This is a genomic window from Actinomadura sp. WMMB 499 (assembly GCF_008824145.1).
In the GTDB taxonomy this organism is placed as follows: domain Bacteria; phylum Actinomycetota; class Actinomycetes; order Streptosporangiales; family Streptosporangiaceae; genus Spirillospora.
Genome location: NZ_CP044407.1, coordinates 7,226,534 through 7,242,266, shown reverse-complemented (window position 1 = coordinate 7,242,266; position 15,733 = coordinate 7,226,534). Strand labels below are relative to the sequence as shown.

Annotated in this window: 18 protein-coding genes; 7 read left to right on the top strand and 11 right to left on the bottom strand. The window is 74.6% G+C overall.

The annotated features are described in order from the left end of the window. Window positions 1-28: 28 nt before the first annotated feature. Complete coding sequence (locus tag F7P10_RS32670) at window positions 29-625, top strand: dihydrofolate reductase family protein (RefSeq protein ID WP_151015359.1); 597 nt, start codon at window positions 29-31, stop codon at window positions 623-625. A gap of 11 nt (window positions 626-636) precedes the next feature. Here F7P10_RS32670 and F7P10_RS32665 read toward each other — a convergent pair whose 3' ends face one another. Continuing rightward, window positions 637-1,008 carry a nuclear transport factor 2 family protein gene (locus F7P10_RS32665; protein WP_151015356.1) on the bottom strand — a complete coding sequence of 124 codons (372 nt, stop codon included), beginning with the start codon at window positions 1,006-1,008 and terminating at the stop codon, window positions 637-639. A 140-nt stretch (window positions 1,009-1,148) separates the two neighbouring features. Between F7P10_RS32665 and F7P10_RS32660 the strand changes: the two genes are divergently transcribed. Further along, entirely contained in the window at window positions 1,149-1,739 is a 591-nt protein-coding gene (locus F7P10_RS32660; RefSeq protein WP_151015354.1) for an HD domain-containing protein, read from the top strand. 108 nt (window positions 1,740-1,847) lie between these two features. On the opposite strand, the gene F7P10_RS32655 is transcribed toward F7P10_RS32660, so the two are convergent. Next, on the bottom strand, window positions 1,848-3,020 hold the full coding sequence (locus tag F7P10_RS32655; protein WP_151015353.1) for an acyl-CoA dehydrogenase family protein: 1,173 nt from the start codon (window positions 3,018-3,020) through the stop codon (window positions 1,848-1,850). Further along, window positions 3,021-4,148: an acyl-CoA dehydrogenase family protein gene (locus F7P10_RS32650; RefSeq protein WP_151015351.1), complete on the bottom strand. Its 1,128-nt coding sequence runs from the start codon at window positions 4,146-4,148 to the stop codon at window positions 3,021-3,023. It abuts the gene before it with no gap. 255 nt (window positions 4,149-4,403) lie between these two features. On the opposite strand from F7P10_RS32650, the gene F7P10_RS32645 reads away from it, so the two are divergent. After that, a complete protein-coding gene (locus F7P10_RS32645) occupies window positions 4,404-5,042 on the top strand; it encodes a TetR family transcriptional regulator (RefSeq protein WP_254716149.1) in 639 nt (212 codons plus the stop codon). Between the two features lie 66 nt (window positions 5,043-5,108). Here the strand turns inward: F7P10_RS32645 and F7P10_RS32640 are convergent, their stop codons facing one another. Together F7P10_RS32640 and F7P10_RS32635 are read right to left on the bottom strand one after the other, a co-directional pair. Then, on the bottom strand, window positions 5,109-6,116 hold the full coding sequence (locus tag F7P10_RS32640) for a CU044_5270 family protein (RefSeq protein ID WP_151015347.1): 1,008 nt from the start codon (window positions 6,114-6,116) through the stop codon (window positions 5,109-5,111). Continuing rightward, a complete protein-coding gene (locus F7P10_RS32635) occupies window positions 6,116-6,697 on the bottom strand; it encodes an RNA polymerase sigma factor (protein ID WP_151015345.1) in 582 nt (193 codons plus the stop codon). Before F7P10_RS32635 ends, F7P10_RS32640 begins: the two co-directional genes overlap by 1 nt. Before the next feature lie 302 nt (window positions 6,698-6,999). Between F7P10_RS32635 and F7P10_RS32630 the strand changes: the two genes are divergently transcribed. The 3 genes from F7P10_RS32630 (at window position 7,000) to F7P10_RS32620 (ending at window position 10,332) form a co-directional block, all read left to right on the top strand. Then, window positions 7,000-8,487: a S1 family peptidase gene (locus F7P10_RS32630; protein ID WP_151015343.1), complete on the top strand. Its 1,488-nt coding sequence runs from the start codon at window positions 7,000-7,002 to the stop codon at window positions 8,485-8,487. 114 nt (window positions 8,488-8,601) lie between these two features. Then, the gene (locus F7P10_RS32625; RefSeq protein WP_151015341.1) at window positions 8,602-8,838 is read left to right on the top strand and encodes a DUF397 domain-containing protein; all 237 of its coding nucleotides are present in this window, start codon (window positions 8,602-8,604) and stop codon (window positions 8,836-8,838) included. Window positions 8,839-8,973: 135 nt separating this feature from the next. After that, window positions 8,974-10,332, top strand: a complete 1,359-nt coding sequence (locus F7P10_RS32620; protein ID WP_151015339.1) for an MBL fold metallo-hydrolase — start codon at window positions 8,974-8,976, stop codon at window positions 10,330-10,332. Between the two features lie 38 nt (window positions 10,333-10,370). Here F7P10_RS32620 and F7P10_RS32615 read toward each other — a convergent pair whose 3' ends face one another. From F7P10_RS32615 to F7P10_RS32605, 3 genes are read right to left on the bottom strand one after another with little or no spacing between them, the layout of a single operon-like run. Next, on the bottom strand, window positions 10,371-10,733 hold the full coding sequence (locus F7P10_RS32615; RefSeq protein WP_151015337.1) for a hypothetical protein: 363 nt from the start codon (window positions 10,731-10,733) through the stop codon (window positions 10,371-10,373). Beyond that, window positions 10,730-11,503, bottom strand: coding sequence for an Fpg/Nei family DNA glycosylase (locus F7P10_RS32610; protein WP_151015335.1), 774 nt, complete (start codon window positions 11,501-11,503; stop codon window positions 10,730-10,732). The genes F7P10_RS32615 and F7P10_RS32610 overlap by 4 nt, the downstream gene beginning before the upstream one ends. 58 nt (window positions 11,504-11,561) lie before the next feature. Then, on the bottom strand, window positions 11,562-11,993 hold the full coding sequence (locus tag F7P10_RS32605) for a MarR family winged helix-turn-helix transcriptional regulator (protein WP_151015333.1): 432 nt from the start codon (window positions 11,991-11,993) through the stop codon (window positions 11,562-11,564). Window positions 11,994-12,059: 66 nt separating this feature from the next. On the opposite strand from F7P10_RS32605, the gene F7P10_RS32600 reads away from it, so the two are divergent. Continuing rightward, entirely contained in the window at window positions 12,060-12,485 is a 426-nt protein-coding gene (locus tag F7P10_RS32600; RefSeq protein WP_151015331.1) for a PaaI family thioesterase, read from the top strand. On the opposite strand, the gene alc is transcribed toward F7P10_RS32600, so the two are convergent. The 3 genes from alc to F7P10_RS32585 all read right to left on the bottom strand — a co-directional run bounded on the left by alc (window position 12,486) and on the right by F7P10_RS32585 (window position 15,725). Then, the gene (alc, locus tag F7P10_RS32595) at window positions 12,486-13,502 is read right to left on the bottom strand and encodes an allantoicase (RefSeq protein ID WP_151015329.1); all 1,017 of its coding nucleotides are present in this window, start codon (window positions 13,500-13,502) and stop codon (window positions 12,486-12,488) included. Continuing rightward, on the bottom strand, window positions 13,499-14,842 hold the full coding sequence (allB, locus tag F7P10_RS32590) for an allantoinase AllB (RefSeq protein ID WP_151015327.1): 1,344 nt from the start codon (window positions 14,840-14,842) through the stop codon (window positions 13,499-13,501). The genes alc and allB overlap by 4 nt, the downstream gene beginning before the upstream one ends. Before the next feature lie 64 nt (window positions 14,843-14,906). Continuing rightward, window positions 14,907-15,725 (bottom strand): hydroxypyruvate isomerase family protein, encoded by an 819-nt coding sequence (locus tag F7P10_RS32585; RefSeq protein ID WP_151015325.1) that lies wholly within the window; start codon window positions 15,723-15,725, stop codon window positions 14,907-14,909. Window positions 15,726-15,733 lie beyond the last annotated feature (8 nt).

Sequence of the window (15,733 nt, the reverse complement as noted above, 5' to 3'; positions counted from 1 at the left end):
GGGGGCGCCCGCGGACGGAGGTTACGAGATGGGCGAGGTCACCTGCGACATCACGATGTCCCTGGACGGCTACGTGGCGGGGCCGGACCAGAGCTTCGCGCACCCGCTCGGCGTCGGCGCGGAGCGGCTGCACCGGTGGCAGTTCGAGCAGCGCGAGGCGAACGCCGACGCCGTCGCGGGCATCCTCGGGGCGGGCGCCTACATCATGGGGCGCAACATGTTCACCCACGGGCGCGGCGAATGGGACCTCGACTGGCACGGCTGGTGGGGCGAGGAGCCGCCGTACCACGCGCCGACGTTCGTGCTCACCCACCATCCGCGCGAGCCGCTGCCGATGGAGGGCGGGACGACGTTCACGTTCGTCACCGACGGGATCGCGGCGGCGCTCGTCCAGGCCCGGGAGGCGGCGGGCGATCGGCGCGTCGCGATCGCCGGCGGTGCGCAGACCGTGAACCAGTACCTCGCGGCCGGGCTGATCGACGAACTGCGGCTGCACGTCGCGCCGGTGATCCTCGGGCGGGGCGAGCGGCTGCTCGACGGGGTGGGCGACCTCGACCTCCGGGCGCCGGGCGACGCGCCGGGCACCGACCTGGTCACCCACCTCACCTACCGCATCAGGCGCTAGCGGGGTCCCGGTCAGGCGCCGGAACCGGGCGTCACGAACTCGGGCTGATCGAGGATCCGCAGCCAGCTCCCGTCCGGCTGCCGCCGCACGACCTGGGCGCGGGCGCCCGCGCCGTCCCGCGGCGGCGTCGAGGTCAGCGCGATGTCGCCGTTGACCAGGGTCGGGAGCGGCTCCTCGGGCTCGAACCGGGGACGGTTCGCCAGGACTCCGGCCCACAGCTCGCGGATCGCCTCGCGGCCCACGGTGGTGGCGCCGGGCGGGTACGCCAGGACGGCGTCCTCCGCGTAGAGCGCCGCCACCCCGGCCGCGTCCCCCGCGTTGGAGCGTTCGACGAACAGCCGGGTGATGTCTTCCGGGCGCATGGCCTTCTCGTAGTTCGGCATGCCTCCATCCTGGAGTCCGTCGAGCCATAAGTCCAAGACATGTATTCTCTGCGAACCAGAAGGGATTGTTATAGGAACCGGCCCGCGGGCACGGTCGCGCCATCCGGCCTCGAATCATGATCGGTTGATAAGATCGAACGATGGGGCTTTTGAGTGACGAGGACGTTCGCGCTCTGCACGCCAAGTACGCCCCGAGCCAGGAGGCGTTCGATCTCGTCCACTCGCACTGCGAGACCGTCTGGCGCATCGCCGAGCAGCTGCTCCAACGCCGGCCGCTGGACGTGGACGTCGAGCTGATCCGGGTCGGGTGCCTGCTGCACGACATCGGCGTCTACCGGCTGTACGACGCCGACGGCCGCTTCGACCACGCGGGCTACATCCGGCACGGGATCCTGGGGCACGAGATCCTCGCCGACGAGGGGCTGCCCGAAGCGGTCTGCCGGTTCTGCTCGCACCACACCGGGGTGGGCCTCACCCGCGAGGACGTCCGCAGGCAGGGGCTTCCGCTGCCGGACGCCGACTACCTGGCGGAGACGGTCGAGGAGGAACTCGTCATGTACGCGGACAAGTTCCACAGCAAGACCGACCCGCCGCGGTTCGTCCCCGCCGACGAGTTCACCCGCCACGTCCGCCGGTTCGGGGACGACAAGGTCACCGCCTTCGAGGCGATGTGCGGCAGGTTCGGCCTGCCCGACCTGGCCGCGCTCGGGTCCGGCACCGCACCCGGCTGACGCCCTTCGCCGCGGGCCCCTCGCCGGCCGCGGCGCGCCGGCCGGCGAGGGGCGTGAGCTCGTCGTGCACCGTTCTGCCTGAGCGGTCGGTGTGCGGTCGGCGTGCGGTCAGCGGGGGGCGCGCGGCAGGCCGAGGCCGATCATCGAGATCAGCTCGCGCTGGATCTCGTTGACGCCGCCGCCGAACGTCAGGACGAGCGCGCCCTTGACGCCCTCGTCGAGACGGTCGACGAAGTCGGCGGTGGCCGGGTCGCCGGGGTCGCCGAAGCGGGCGAGGACGTCGCCGATGATGCGACCGACGTCCTGCATCCGCTCCGAGCCGTAGATCTTGCTGGCGGACGCGTCGGCGGCGCCGAGCCAGCCGAGGTCCTGGTTCGCGGCGACCTGCCAGTTCAGCAGCTCGTTCACGCGCAGGTACGCGCGCACGCGGGCGAGGGCGCGGCGGACGTCCGGTTCCTCGATGGGCGGGCGTCCGCCCGGTCCGGCGGAGGTGCGGGCCCAGCGCTCGAACCGGTCGTAGGTGTGGCCGATGTTCCCGGCGGGGGCGAGGGTGACCCGCTCGTGGTTGAGCTGGTTGACGATGAGGTCCCAGCCCTTGTTCTCGCCGCCGATCAGCATGTCGGCCGGGACCCGGATGTCCTCGAAGTACGTCGAGTTCGTGTGGTGCCGGCCGTCCATCGTGATGATCGGCGTCCACGAGAACCCGGGGTCCTTGCAGTCGACGATGAGCATCGAGATGCCCTTGTGCTTCTTGGCGTCCGGGTCGGTACGCGCGGCGAGCCAGACGTAGTCGGCGTGCTGGGCGCCCGAGGTGAAGATCTTCTGCCCGTTGACGACGTAGTGGTCGCCGTCCCGCACGGCGGTGGTGCGCAGGGCGGCCAGGTCGGTGCCGGCGCCGGGCTCGCTGTAGCCGATCGCGAAGTGGCACTCCCCCGCCAGGATGCGCGGGATGAAGAACTCCTTGTGCGCCTCGGAGCCGTACTCCAGGATCGTCGGCGCCACGGAGTTCAGCGTGATCAGCGGGTAGGTGACCTCCGCCCACGCGATCTCGTTCGCGAAGATCGTCTGCTCCACCGGGCCGAAGCCGCGCCCGCCGTACTCCTTGGGCAGCGCGACGCCGAGCATCCCGTCGCGGCCGAGCCGCTTGCAGTGCTCCATGTACGCGGGGCCGAACGGGTCCTCGCGGATCGCCTCGGCCTGCTCGGCGGTCAGGCAGCCCCGGAAGTACTCGCGCAGTTCGGCGCGGAGCTTCTTCTGCTCGTCGGTCAGGTCGATGAACATTCAGGCCTCCTGAACCTGCACGAGCGCGCCGAGCGTGTCGAGGGTGTCCTCCGGGCCGCCGAGAAGGTGCCCGTAGTGCTTGCCCCAGGCGAAGTAGCGGTGCAGCGGGTAGGTGACGTCGAGGCCGATGCCGCCGTGCAGGTGCTGGCAGGTGTAAAGGGCCTGCATGACGGGCTCGCAGGCGTTGAAGGCCGCGATCGTCAGCACCTCGTCGGCGTCGGGGGCCCCCTCGGCGAGCCGCCACACGCCCGCCCAGACGGCGACGTCGAGCGCGCGCTTGGCGATGTACACGTCGCCGATCTGCATCGTGACGGCCTGGAACTGCGCGAGCGCCCGGTCGAACTGCTCGCGCGTCTTCACGTACTCCTTGGTGAGGTCGAGGGCCCCCTCGATCACCCCGGACGCGACGGCGACGGCCCCCGCGACGGCCGTCCGGCGCAGCGTCTCCCAGGCGGCGCCGTCGGCGCCGGAGGGGCCGCCGAGCAGCGCGTCCGCGCCGACCCGGACGCCGTCCAGCGCGATCCGCGACAGCGGCTCGGAGATCGCCGACGGCTGCTCGGTGATCGCGACCCGCGACGGCTCGACCAGGAACACCCCGACGCCCGCGCCCTCGACCCGCGCCGGGACGAGGATCCGCGCGGCCTCGCGGGCGCACGGCACGAACGTCTTGACGCCGTCGAGGACGTACCCGTCGCCGTCCGGGCGGGCCGTCGCCGCGACCCGTCCGGTCGGGCCCGGCTCGCGGTACGCGCCGGTCAGGACGGTCTCGCCCTCGGTCAGCGGGGCCAGCAGCGCGCGCTGCGCGGCCGTGCCGTGCCGGGCGATCGGCAGCGCGGCCAGCGCCAGCGACGCGTACGCCGGGACGGGCGCGACCCGCGCCCCGACCTCGCGCAGCACGACCGCCAGCTCGATCGGGCCGAGCCCCGCGCCGCCGACGTCCTCGGGCAGGACCACGCCGAGCAGCCCGGCCTGCGCGAGCGCCTTCCAGGTTCCGCCGTCGAAGGCCGGGCCGCCCCTGCCGCGCTCCGCGTCGAACGCCTCCAGCCGTTCGGCCGTGGCCTCGCGCGCCAGGACGTCCGCGGCGAGGCCGCGGAGTTCGCTCCGGGTCTCGTCGAGGTTGAAGTCCACTCATCCGCTCCTTCCGGGAGGTGCGGCCGGCCGCACCGACCTCACGGCTGAAAGTAGAACAGATTCTACTTTGTGTCCAGAGGGATGATCAGCGGTCAGTTCGCCGGGATTCACCTAGCATGGCCGCATGGACGGAACGGTATCGGGAGGGCCCGAGGCGCCCGGCGCTCACCGTTCAGATAACAGGTTCTTGCACGGGCTGTAGGCTGGGAGCGACACGGCGGGCGCCACGCCCGCCCCGAAGGGATGAGGACCGTGACCGCAGAGCCGACCGTGGCCGAGGACGAGATCCCGGGGCAGCCCGAGCAGCCCGCCGGGCGCGCGGGGCAGAGCGCGCGGTCCCGCAGCCAGCACCAGCGGCGCAAGCGTATCGTCCAGGCGGCGGCCGCGCTCGCGTCGCGCGGCGGCATCGAGGCCATGCAGATGCGCACCGTCGCCGAGCGGGCCGGGGTGGCGCTCGGCACCCTCTACCGCTACTTCCCCTCCAAGGACGACCTCGTCGTCGCCGTCGTCGGCGAGGAGATCGAACTGCTCGAGCGCAGCATCGAGCGGCGCCCGCCCCGCGCCGGCACGTCCCCGCAGCGGGCGGTGGAGGCGCTGATGCGCGCCACCCGCGGCCTGATGCGGGAGCCGGAGCTGGCCGCGGCGCTGATCCGGTCGCTGCTGCTGTCGGACGTGCAGACCGACTTCAGCGACCGGATGACCGGCCTGCTGCTGCGGGCCGCCGTCGGTCCCGGGACCGGCGCCGGCGTGGACGACTCGCGGCGGGTCATGGCGCGGGCGCTGACCGCCGTCTGGACGATGGAGATGATCGAGATGCTGCGCGGCCAGGCCGGGGCCGACGAGATCCAGGCCCGGCTGGAGATCGCCGCCGAGCGGCTGCTCGGCGGCTGACCGGGCACGGACGGCCGAGGATCTCCCCGGCCGCCCGTACCGTCCGCTCGCGGTCTCCCGGTCGGCCTACGGCCGCTGCCCGGCCGCGTCGACGATCCCGGTCCGGGACTGGACGGTCAGCCGCAGCACGTCGCCCTCGCGCACCGAGCGGGTCATGTCCTCCCCGCGGGTCGTGTCGTCCTTGATCGCGACCGCGCGTTCCCCGAGGTAGGCGTAGGTCTTCGGGTCGAAGAGGATCTCCTCGTGCAGGTAGCCCTCGGTGACCCGGCCGAGCGCGATCGCCTGCCGTCCGGCCATGTCCACCCGGCCCTCGACGAGCGTCACGTCCGGGATCTTCTTGATCGCCCGGAACAGCGCCGCCTCGAACTTCGGCGGCAGCACGTTGTCCCGCAGGATCGCGCCGAACATCGTGTACGCGGTCGTGTACCGGCCCTCGGGGGTCTCGCCCAGGCCGCCCATCTGCCCGTACGCCCACTTCAGCAGCGCGTCCGGGTCCGTGGGCAGTTTCGACAGTGACGCGTAGTCCGAGGGCGGCGTCGTCGGCATCATCGGCGACGTCGTGAGCCGCCCGTTCTCCATGTACGCGGCGAGCTCGCCGTCGGCGCGCTTCCAGCTCCGGTTCGTCCGGGTGTCGGCCGGATCGTCCGACAGCGGCCCGTTGGGGGTGTCGCCGCGCCGGGACCGCGACTCGACATAGATCCACTGGTCGGGGCGGGGCGGGGTGAACGAGCGGGTCTCGGCGGACTTCGCGGCCCGTTCCAGCAGCTCGGACGCGTCGGCGACCGGCGCCGCCGGGAGGCCGGGGACGGCCGGCGACGGCCGCCCGTGCTCGTCCACGCCGCCCGCCTGCTGCAGCACCGTCACGCCGACGACGGCGGCGGTCGCGAGCGCGCCGACGGCGGCGAGCCGGACGCCGAGGCGCGGCAGGCGGCTCGTGCGCGCGGCGCGCGGGGCCGCGGCGGTCGCGCGCCCGGCGGCGCGGTCGAGGAGGGCGGTGCGGGCCCCGTGGCGGGCGGCGGCCGAGGGCGGCTCCGGCTCGTCCCACGCGTGCCGCAGGGTGTCGATGTCGTTCATCAGGTCGTGTCCTCTCGAAGGTCGAAGCCGGTGCCGAGCGCGGCACGGATCTTCTTGCGGGCCCGGTGCAGCCGGGAACGCGCCGTCCCGTCCGGGATGCCGAGCGCCTCGGCCGCCTCCCCGACGCCGAGGTCGGCCCAGGCGACCAGGAGCAGCACGTCCCGGTCGCCCCGCGACAGCTTCCGCAGCGCCTTGGCGAGCGGCGCGCGGGCGGCCTGCGCGTCGAGCCGTCCGGCGACGCGGTCGGCGTGCCCCGCCTCGACGTCGCGGGCCCCGGCGCGGGCCAGCGCCCGGTACTGGCGGGCCTCGCCGCGGTGGTGCCGCGCGATGAGGTTGGACGCGATCCCGTACAGCCAGGGCCGGACGTCGGCGCGGGACGGGTCGTAGCGCTCGCGCCGGTCGAACGCGATCAGGAACGTCTCGGCGGCCACGTCGTCGGCGAGCGTCGGGCCGAGGCGGCGCGAGGCGTACCCGTGGATCGCGGTGTAGTGCCGGTCGAACAGGACGGAGAAGCACTCCGGTTCGGCCACCGAGCGCCGGACGATCTCGGCGTCGCCGGCGGAGACGGTCGGCGCGGTCACGCGCGGCCGCCCGCCGGGTCGGGGATCTGCGGGCGGTCCGGAGGCGCCGCGCGCGGGGGTCAGGGGTCATGTCGTGCCTTCCGCTGTGAGCGTCGGTCACTCCCGCTTCGCCGATCCCCCGCCGCGCGTTCGCGCCCCGCTCCGAACTTGGAACGCGACAGGTCAGCACCTTCGACGACAACGGAATCAACACTGAAAAACCACGCGAAGGCGATTCATTGTCGCCGATTACCCACGGCCGTACAGTCCGGGCATCGGGCGCCCGATCCCTCTCCCGTCCCAACCCCCGTCAGGAGAGCCACATGGCCCGCAAACGCACTGTGCTGGGCATCATGGCCGCCTCCGGCCTCCTCGCGGCGTCGGTGACCCCGGCGTCCGCGCAGGCCGCGAGCACGGCATCCCACCGGACGCAGCCCGCCCAGGCCCAGCCCGCCCAGAACCAGGCCGCCCCGGCCGCCCCCGCGCCGGATCCCGACCTCAAGGCCGCCCGCATCCAGAAGAAGCTCGAGATGTCGCTCGGCGCCGACTTCGGCGGCGCCTGGGTCGAGCGCGGTTCCGGCCGTTCGGCCGAGGTCGTCGTCGCCACCACCGACGCCGGCGAGGCAGCCGAGATCGCGAAGGAGGGCGCGACGCCCAAGGTAGTGAAGTACGACGCCCGCGACCTCGCGTCCGTCCAGACCGGGCTGAACCGGCACGCGAAGTCGGCGCCGGCCGCCGTGACCGCCTGGTACGTCTCCCCCGTGAGCAACCGGGTGGTCGTCGAGGCGTCCTCGCGGGCCGCCGTCCAGCGGTTCGCGCGGGCGAGCGGCGTCGACGCGGGCGCGGTCGAGTACGTCCACTCGGCGGCGAAGCCGCGCCCGCTGTACGACATCATCGGCGGCGAACGCTACTGGACGCCGTCCTCGGGCTGCTCGGTGGCGTTCTCGGTGGACGGCGGCTACATCACCGCCGGGCACTGCGGCGGCACCGGCACGACGACCAGCGGCGACAACCAGGCCGCGCAGGGCCGCTTCGGCGGCTCCTCCTTCCCCGGCAACGACTACGCCTGGGTCGACACCAACAGCCAGTGGACGCCGACGCCCAGGGTCAACCGGTGGAACGGCACCTACCAGACGGTCAACGGCGCCGTCGAGGCGCCGGTCGGCACGCGCGTCTGCCGGTCCGGCTCGACGACGAACACGCAGATCTGGTGCGGGCAGATCCTGCAGCGGGGCGCGACCGTCCGGTACGCGGAGGGCACCGTCACCGGGCTGATCCGCACGAACATCTGCGCCGACCCCGGCGACTCGGGCGGCGCGCTGTTCACCGAGGCCGGCCAGGCGCAGGGCATCACGTCCGGCGGCTCCGGCACCTGCCGGGACGGCCAGGGCGGCGGCGACTCGACGTACTTCCAGCCGGTCGGCGAGGTGCTGCAGATTCTCGCCCAGCAGGGCCGCGAGCTGGTCACCGGTGACGGCGGCCCCGGACCGGACCCGGGCTCCTGCGACGGCCACCAGACGACCGTGTCCGGTTCGCTGAGCTCCGGCGCGAACGCGTACCAGCCGAACGGGAGCTACTACCAGAGCACCTCGTCCGGCGCGCACACCGCCTGCCTCGACGGTCCGACCGGCACCGACTTCGACCTGTACCTGCAGAAGTGGAGCGGGAGCTCCTGGCAGACCGTGGCGCAGTCGATCAGCCCGACGCCCGACGAGAACATCTCCTACAACGGCACCGCGGGGTACTACCGGTACCGCGTGCACGCCTACAGCGGGTCGGGCGCGTACACGCTCGGCTTCTCCCGGCCGTGACGGCCGCCCCGGCCGCCCGCTCCCCGCGGCGGGCGGCCGGGGCGTTCCGCTGTGTGACCGGCCGAACTCGCACTAGCCTGGGGACCGACAGCGCCGGGACGAAGAAGGTGTGCAGTGACCGACCAGGAACCGATCCTCAGCGACGGGGTCATCATCGAGTTCATCGATGGCAAGGACGTTCCCGTCCAGCACAAGGACTTCGGTGAGCGGGCCGTCGTGATGCGCGACGCGAAGAACTCCGAGGGCCCGATCCTCTACTTCACCGAGGCCGAGTGGGACGCCTTCATCGCGGGCGTCAAGGACGGCGAGTTCGACGACCTCCTGGAGGAGGAGCCCGCCGAGGGCTCCTGACCCCGCCCCGCCTCCGGCCCCGCGCCCCGATCCGGGACGCGGGGCCGAATTGTCCGGTTCCGGGCGGGCATGTAGCCCTCATCGGAGCGAGTCGCGGCTCCGCCGCGCGGGCGGGCCGCGCCGGAGGAGGCGACCATGACGGACGTCGAGATCATCGAGACCGCGGCGCTGGGCGACCGCAGCCACGTCGCGCACGACGGCGAGCAGGCGATCGTCGTCGATCCGCAGCGCGACCTCGACCGCGTCACCCGCGTCCTGGACGACCTCGGCCTGCGGTGCGCGCTCGTCCTGGAGACGCACGTCCACAACGACTACGTGTCCGGCGGCCTCGCGCTCGCCCGCGCCACCGGCGCCGGGCACGGCCTGCCCGCGACCGCCCTCCTCGCGTTCGACCACCGCCCGATGGCCGACGGCGACGAGCTGGACATCGGCGGCCTGCACGTCCGGACCGTCGCGACCCCCGGGCACACCGACGCCCACGTCGCCTACGTCGTCGACGGGGGCCCCGGCGGGACGGCCCTGTTCACCGGCGGCTCGCTCCTCTACGGGACGGTCGGGCGCACCGACCTCGTCGCCCCGTCCCGCACCGGCGAACTGGCCCGCGCCCAGTACCGCTCCGCGCACCGCCTCGCCGAACTCGCCGGCGACGACGCCCGCGTCTACCCGACGCACGGGTTCGGCAGCTTCTGCTCGTCCGCCCCCGCCACCGCCGACACCGTGCGGACCCTCGGCGACGAGCGCGCCCGCAACACCGCGCTGACCGAACCGTCCGAGGACGCGTTCGTCTCCCGCCTCGTCGCGGGCCTCACCGCCTACCCGCGCTACTACGCGCAGATGGGCGAGCGGAACCTGGCCGGCGCGGGCCCCGCCGACCTCTCGCCGCCCGCCCCCGTCGCGCCCGCCGAACTCGCCGCCCGCATCGCGCGCGGCGAATGGGTCGTCGACCTGCGCTCCCGCACCGCCTACGCCGCCGCGCACGCGCGGGGGACCGTCGGCATCGAGCTGGGCCGCCCCTTCGCCACCTACATCGGCTGGCTGATCCCGTGGGGCGCTCCGCTGACCCTGGTCGGCGACTCGCCCGAGCAGATCGCGGACGCCCAGCGGCAGCTCGTCCGGATCGGCGTCGAGCGCCCGGCGGGCGCCGCCGTCGGCTCCCCCGCCGAGGTCGCCGCCCCGAGCCGCGTGACCGGCTACCCGACCGCCGCGTTCGCCGACGTCCCCACGGGCGCGACCGTCCTGGACGTCCGCCGCGCGGACGAGCGCGCGGACGACGCGGTCGCCGGCTCGATCGGCATCCCGCTCCACTCGCTCGAAGCCCTCATGGACGAGGTCCCGGACGAGGAGATCTGGGTGCACTGCGCGAGCGGCTACCGCGCCTCGATCGCCGCGAGCCTCCTCGACCGCGCGGGGCACGACGTCGTCCTGATCGACGACGACTTCCCGGCGGCGGCGGCCGCGGGCCTGACCGCCTCGCCCGTCACCGGCCTGGCCTGACCCCCGCGACGGCACCGCGGCCGCAGGGCAGCGGGAGGTCAGCGGAAGTCGTCCGCGTGGTCGCGCGCCCACTGCGCGAACGTCCGGGCCGGACGGCCGGTGACCGCCTCGGCGGTGGCCGGCGGCGATCCGTGCGCCGGGTCGAGACCGTCCAGGGCCTCCGGGTCGGACTCCTCGCCCCCGTAGTCCTCGAACCCCAGCAGAAAGTCGGCGTTGTCCGCGGCGAACCCGCCCTGCCGCAGGTAGATCTCGCGCGCCCGGCCCGGCGTGACCCGCTCGAACCCGATCTCCTCCCCGATGGCCGCGGCGATGGCGTCCGCCTGCTCGCGGCGGCTGATCAGTTCCGGGCCGTTCAGGTCGTAGGCGGCCTGAGCTGGGAATTCGAGAAATTTCGCGATCAAGGCTGGCAGTGGGGGCACCAGACGGTCGTGCGGCCGGACGCGCGGCCGCGGGCCAGCGCCGTCCCGCAGCGCGGGCACGCCGCGCCGGGCTCGTCGCGGACGCCCGTCAGCCACGTGCCGCGCGGCGGGACGCGTCCGGCCTCGATCGAGTCGCGCAGGACGCGCCGCATCGCGCGGTGCAGCGCCGCCCCTTCCGCATCGTCCAGCTCACGGGCGGCCCGCAGCGGGCGGACGCGGGCGCGCCAGCAGATCTCGTCGGCGAGCAGGTTGCCCAGCCCGGCGATGGCGGACTGGTCGAGCAGCACCGACTTCAGCCGCGCGCGGCGTCCCGCGAGCAGAGCGGCGAGCTCGCCGCGCGACACCTCCGAGGCGTCCGGGCCGAGCGCCCCGAGCACGTCCTCGGCCTGCGCCTCGTCCTTCAGGAGCCGGACTCCCTGGAGCTTGCGCATGTCGCGGTACCGAAGCTCCCCGCCGGGCAGCCGCCAGACGACGCGGTCGTGCCGGTGGCGCGGCTCGTCCGCCGGGTGCCACGTGAGCGAGCCGGTCATGCCGAAGTGCAGCATCAGCACGGGCCCGCCCACCGGCGCGAGGAGCCGCTTGCCGTGCCGCCGCGGCGCACCGAACCGCCGGCCGCGCAGCGCCGCGTCCAGCCGCCGGGCGCCGACGCCCCGCAGGACGCCCGCGTCGCGGACCGTCACGCGCTCGATCGGCTCGCCGGTGTGCGCGGCCAGCACCCGGCGGAAGCCCTCCACGTCGGGAAGTTCCGGCATACCGGCCCCTTACCCGGTCCGGGACACGGCTCCCCCGTCGACGGAGGCGGCCCGGGAGTCAGTCGGCGGGGTCCCAGTGCGCGAGGTCGCGCATCGTGACGGCGGTGCGCATGAACCCGTCGTCGCCGAGGAGGGCGCGCAGTTCGGCGTTGAAGCGGTCGATCTCGGGCTGGGCGGCGCGGAGGGCCGCGGCGCCGTCCCCGGTCAGCTCCAGCACGACGGCGCGGTGCTCGTGCGGATGCGACCGCCGGGTCACCAGGCCGGCCCGGGTGAGCCGGGCGACGAGCGCGGTGACGGCGGACTCGCGCAGCCCGAGGGTGCGGGCGAGGCCGCGCTGGGTGAGGCCCGGCTCGTCGCGCACGGCCAGCAGCGCGCCGAGCTGGGCGGTGCTGACCCCGGCGGCGGCGGCGCAGCGCCGGTCGGCGACCGTGCGCAGCCGGTGCGCCGCCCGCTGCAGCAGGAAGAACAGGCGGGGATCGGGCTCGGGCATAGGGCGATCTTGACAGACGGGGCGGCGGCACGGCACCGTGACTTCACTAGTGAAGTGAGGTGCGGCATGAGCACGACCGTGGATCTGGCGACCGCGCGGCGGGTCCTGGACGCCCAGCCCTTCAGCAGGCTGCTCGGGGCGCGCCTGGTGGCCTTCGGTGAGGGCGGGGCCACGCTGGAACTGGACGTCCGCGACGAGCTGCGGCAGCAGGACGGCCACGTGCACGGGGGCGTCGTCAGCTACACGGCGGACAACACGCTCACGTTCGCGGCGGGCACCGTGGCGGGTGCCCGGCTGGTCACCGCCGGGTTCGCCATCGACTACCTGCGCCCCGCGCGGGGCGCGCTGCTGCGGGCCCGCGCCCGGGTCGTCCGCGCCGGGCGCACGCGGGTGGTGTGCCGCTGCGACGTGTCGGCGGTGGACGGCGCGGGCGCGGAGACGCTCTGCGCGGTCGCGCAGGGCACCATCGCCGTGCCGGGGAACGGGGCCTGATCAGCCGGTCAGCTCGGCCCACCGGGCGGCCAGGGCCCGCTCGCCGTCCGGGGCGAGGTCGCCGAGCAGGCGGAGGCGGGCCAGGCCGCCGTCGGGGTGGACGTCGAGCCGGACGTGCGTGACCTCGGGCGAGCCGTCCACGCGGAAGCGGTGGCTCCCGTCGGGACGGACGCGGGTGCGCGGCAGGATCGGGCGCCACGCGGACGCGTCGTCGAGCGCGGCGGCACGGGCGTCGAGCCCGCTGAGGGACACCTCGGCGGGGGCGTTGAACTTGAGGTTCGTGGTGTCGACCCCGGCGAGCCGGATCGTGCCGGGGGCGGCGAGGCGGATCAGCGCCCAGTCGTTGCCCGGCCCGCGGCGCCGGGCGGTTTCCCAGCCCTCCGCCTGGTTGCGGGCGAGGCCGGGGAACAGCATGTTGTCGGGCGAGGAGTAGAACATGTCCGAGCACTCGACGACCCGCGCGCCGTTCTCGAGGGCGGCCAGGTCGATCGTGAGCCCGGTGAGCGGCCGGGGATCGGGGACGACCTCGCCGTGCACGCGCAGGCGGGCGATGCCGCCGTCCGGGAACATGTTCAGCCTGACGTGCGTGAACAGCCGTCCGGCCTCGACGGGGAACGCCTGCGCGGTGTCGCCCGCCAGCGGGGACTTCGGGACGATCTCGGTCCAGGCGGCGTCCGCGAGTTCGGCGGGGCTCGGGTACCCGTCGGCGAAGCAGGCCTCGACGGACGCGTGCGGCGGGTAGTTGCCCTTGAACCAGGCGGTGTCGACGACGACGCCGCGGACCACGCCGGGGAGGCCGAGCCGGACGACGGCCCAGTCGTGGCCGGGGCCGCGCCGCCGGGCCGTCTCCCAGCCGTCGTACTCCTGCCCCTTCGGCCCGAACGTCTCCGGGCGGAACGCCGGGACCCACGGGTTGATCAGGTTCTCCTTCTCCTCGAACGACTCGTCGCTGGCGGCGATCACCGAGCCGCCGAGCGTCCGGACGGCCAGGTCGGGCAACGAGGTGAACGCGGTCATGGACCCTCCGATCGGTCCAGCAGGCGGCCGGACGGGACGTCCCCGGCGGGCGCCCCGCGCAGCCAGGTCGTCCGGACCGCGCCGGTCATGACCCGGCCCGCGTACGGGGTGACGGGGTGGCGGTGGTGCAGGGCGGCGGGGTCGACGGTGAAGGCCGCGTCGGGGTCGAAGGCGACGAGGTCGGCGTCCCGCCCGACCTCGATGGCGCCCTTGCCCGGGACGCGGGCCAGCTCGGCGGGCGCCCGCGACATCCAGCCCGCGACGTCGGCGAGCGTGTGCCCGCGCTCCCGCGCGGCCGTCCAGACGGCGGGCAGGCCGAGCTGGAGGGACGACACGCCGCCCCACGCGGACGCGAAGTCGCCGCGTTTCAGTTCGGGCGTGCAGGGCGAGTGGTCCGTGACGACGCAGGAGATCACGCCGTCGGCCAGGCCCCGCCAGAGCTCCTCGCGGTTGCCGGGGTCGCGGATGGGCGGGCAGCACTTGAACGCCGTGTCGCCCGCCCCGCCGCGCTCGGCGTCGGCGCCGGTCAGGGTCAGGTAGTGCGGGCAGGTCTCGGCGGTGACGGGCAGCCCGGCGGACCGGGCCGCCGCGAGCGGGGCGAGGCAGTCGGCGGCGGACAGGTGCAGGATGTGCGCGCGGACGCCCGTCTCCTCCGCGAGCCGGACGACCCGCTCGACGGCGCGGCGTTCGGCCGAGGGCGGGCGGGACGCGAGGAACGCGGCGTACCGTCCGCTCTCGGGGACGGTCAGTGAGCCGGGGTCCTCCGCGTGCACGATGACCAGGCCGCCGAACGACGCGATCTCGGCGAACGCGGCCCGCATCTCGCCGGGCGGCAGCGGCGGGAACTCCGGCACCCCGGAGTCGGAGGTGAAGCACTTGAACCCGAACACGCCGCGCTCGTGCAGCGGCCGCAGCTCGGCGAGGTTGCCGGGGACCGCGCCGCCCCAGAACCCGACGTCCACGTGGCAGGCGCCGTCCGCCGCCGCGCGCTTGACGGCGAGGGCGGACGGGCCGGTGGTGGGCGGCAGGGAGTTGAGCGGCATGTCGACCAGGGTGGTGACGCCCCCGGCCGCCGCCGCGCGGGTCGCGGTGGCGAACCCCTCCCACTCCGTGCGTCCGGGCTCGTTGATGTGGACGTGCGTGTCGACGAGCCCCGGCAGCAGGGCAGTGTCCCCGAGATCGACGTCCCCGAGATCGACGTCCCCGGGGCGGGACGGCGCGCCGTACGGGCCGATCGCGGCGACGCGCCCGTCCCGGACGGTGACGGCGGCGGGGCGTTCCCCGTCCGCCGTCACCGTCCTGCGGGACCTGATCACCCGTGTTCCGGTCACCGGGCTCACGCGGCTCCTTCCGGCAGCGGTTCGTGCTCGCGGATCCGGACGATGCGGGCGGATCCGATCCCGCTCACGCCCGTCTCCCCTCCATCCAGGCGAATTCCCGCTCGGTCGTCGGCCCGTCCGGCTTGTACTCCAGCGCGATCCGGCCGTCGTAGCCGATCGCGTCGAGCACGCCGAACAGGGCCGCGAAGTCGATCTCCCCCGTGCCGGGACGGCCCCGGCCGGGGGCGTCGGCGATCTGCACGTGGCCGATGTCGGCGGCGTGCGCCCGCGCGACCTGCGCCGGGTCCTCGCCGTTCACGGTCAGGTGGAAGGCGTCGAACAGGAACTTCACGTTCGCCGCGCCCGCCGCCCGCACCCGGCGCACGACCGCCGTCGCGTCGGCGGCCGTCTCCAGCGGGTACGCGCCGTTGAGCCCCCGCGCGAGCGGCTCGATCAGGACCGTCCCGTCCAACGCCCCGACCGCGTCCGCCGCGAACACCAGGTTCTCCGTCGCGACCCGGTCCTGCTCGGACGCCGCGACGCCGTCCCGCCGCTGCCCGTACAGCGCGTTGAACGACCGGACGCCCGTCCGCCCGGCGATCCGCACCAGCACGGCGACGCTCTCCCGGAACGCGGCGGTGCGGGCCGGGTCCGACAGCACGCCCCGCTCCCCCGCCGGCATGTCGCCCGCGTAGAAGTTGAGGCCGATCAGGCGGACGCGGGCCGCCTCGAGCGCCGCGCAGAACGCGTCGACGTCCGCGGCGGGCGGGACGGGCTCGCCCGGCCACGGCCACCAGAACTCCACCGCGCCGAACCCGGCGGCCCTCGCGGCGGCGGGCCGTTCGAGCAGGGGCAGCTCGGTGAACAGGATCGAGCAGTTGACGGCCCACGCACGATCGGTCATCGGCCTCC

Coding starts and splice junctions, on each gene's coding strand:
- F7P10_RS32670 (WP_151015359.1), top strand. CDS start 29: ATGGGCGAGGTCACCTGCGACATCACGATGTCCCTGGACGGCTACGTG.
- F7P10_RS32665 (WP_151015356.1), bottom strand. CDS start 1,008: ATGCCGAACTACGAGAAGGCCATGCGCCCGGAAGACATCACCCGGCTG.
- F7P10_RS32660 (WP_151015354.1), top strand. CDS start 1,149: ATGGGGCTTTTGAGTGACGAGGACGTTCGCGCTCTGCACGCCAAGTAC.
- F7P10_RS32655 (WP_151015353.1), bottom strand. CDS start 3,020: ATGTTCATCGACCTGACCGACGAGCAGAAGAAGCTCCGCGCCGAACTG.
- F7P10_RS32640 (WP_151015347.1), bottom strand. CDS start 6,116: ATGAACGACATCGACACCCTGCGGCACGCGTGGGACGAGCCGGAGCCG.
- F7P10_RS32630 (WP_151015343.1), top strand. CDS start 7,000: ATGGCCCGCAAACGCACTGTGCTGGGCATCATGGCCGCCTCCGGCCTC.
- F7P10_RS32620 (WP_151015339.1), top strand. CDS start 8,974: ATGACGGACGTCGAGATCATCGAGACCGCGGCGCTGGGCGACCGCAGC.
- F7P10_RS32610 (WP_151015335.1), bottom strand. CDS start 11,503: ATGCCGGAACTTCCCGACGTGGAGGGCTTCCGCCGGGTGCTGGCCGCG.
- F7P10_RS32605 (WP_151015333.1), bottom strand. CDS start 11,993: ATGCCCGAGCCCGATCCCCGCCTGTTCTTCCTGCTGCAGCGGGCGGCG.
- F7P10_RS32600 (WP_151015331.1), top strand. CDS start 12,060: ATGAGCACGACCGTGGATCTGGCGACCGCGCGGCGGGTCCTGGACGCC.
- alc (WP_151015329.1), bottom strand. CDS start 13,502: ATGACCGCGTTCACCTCGTTGCCCGACCTGGCCGTCCGGACGCTCGGC.
- F7P10_RS32585 (WP_151015325.1), bottom strand. CDS start 15,725: ATGACCGATCGTGCGTGGGCCGTCAACTGCTCGATCCTGTTCACCGAG.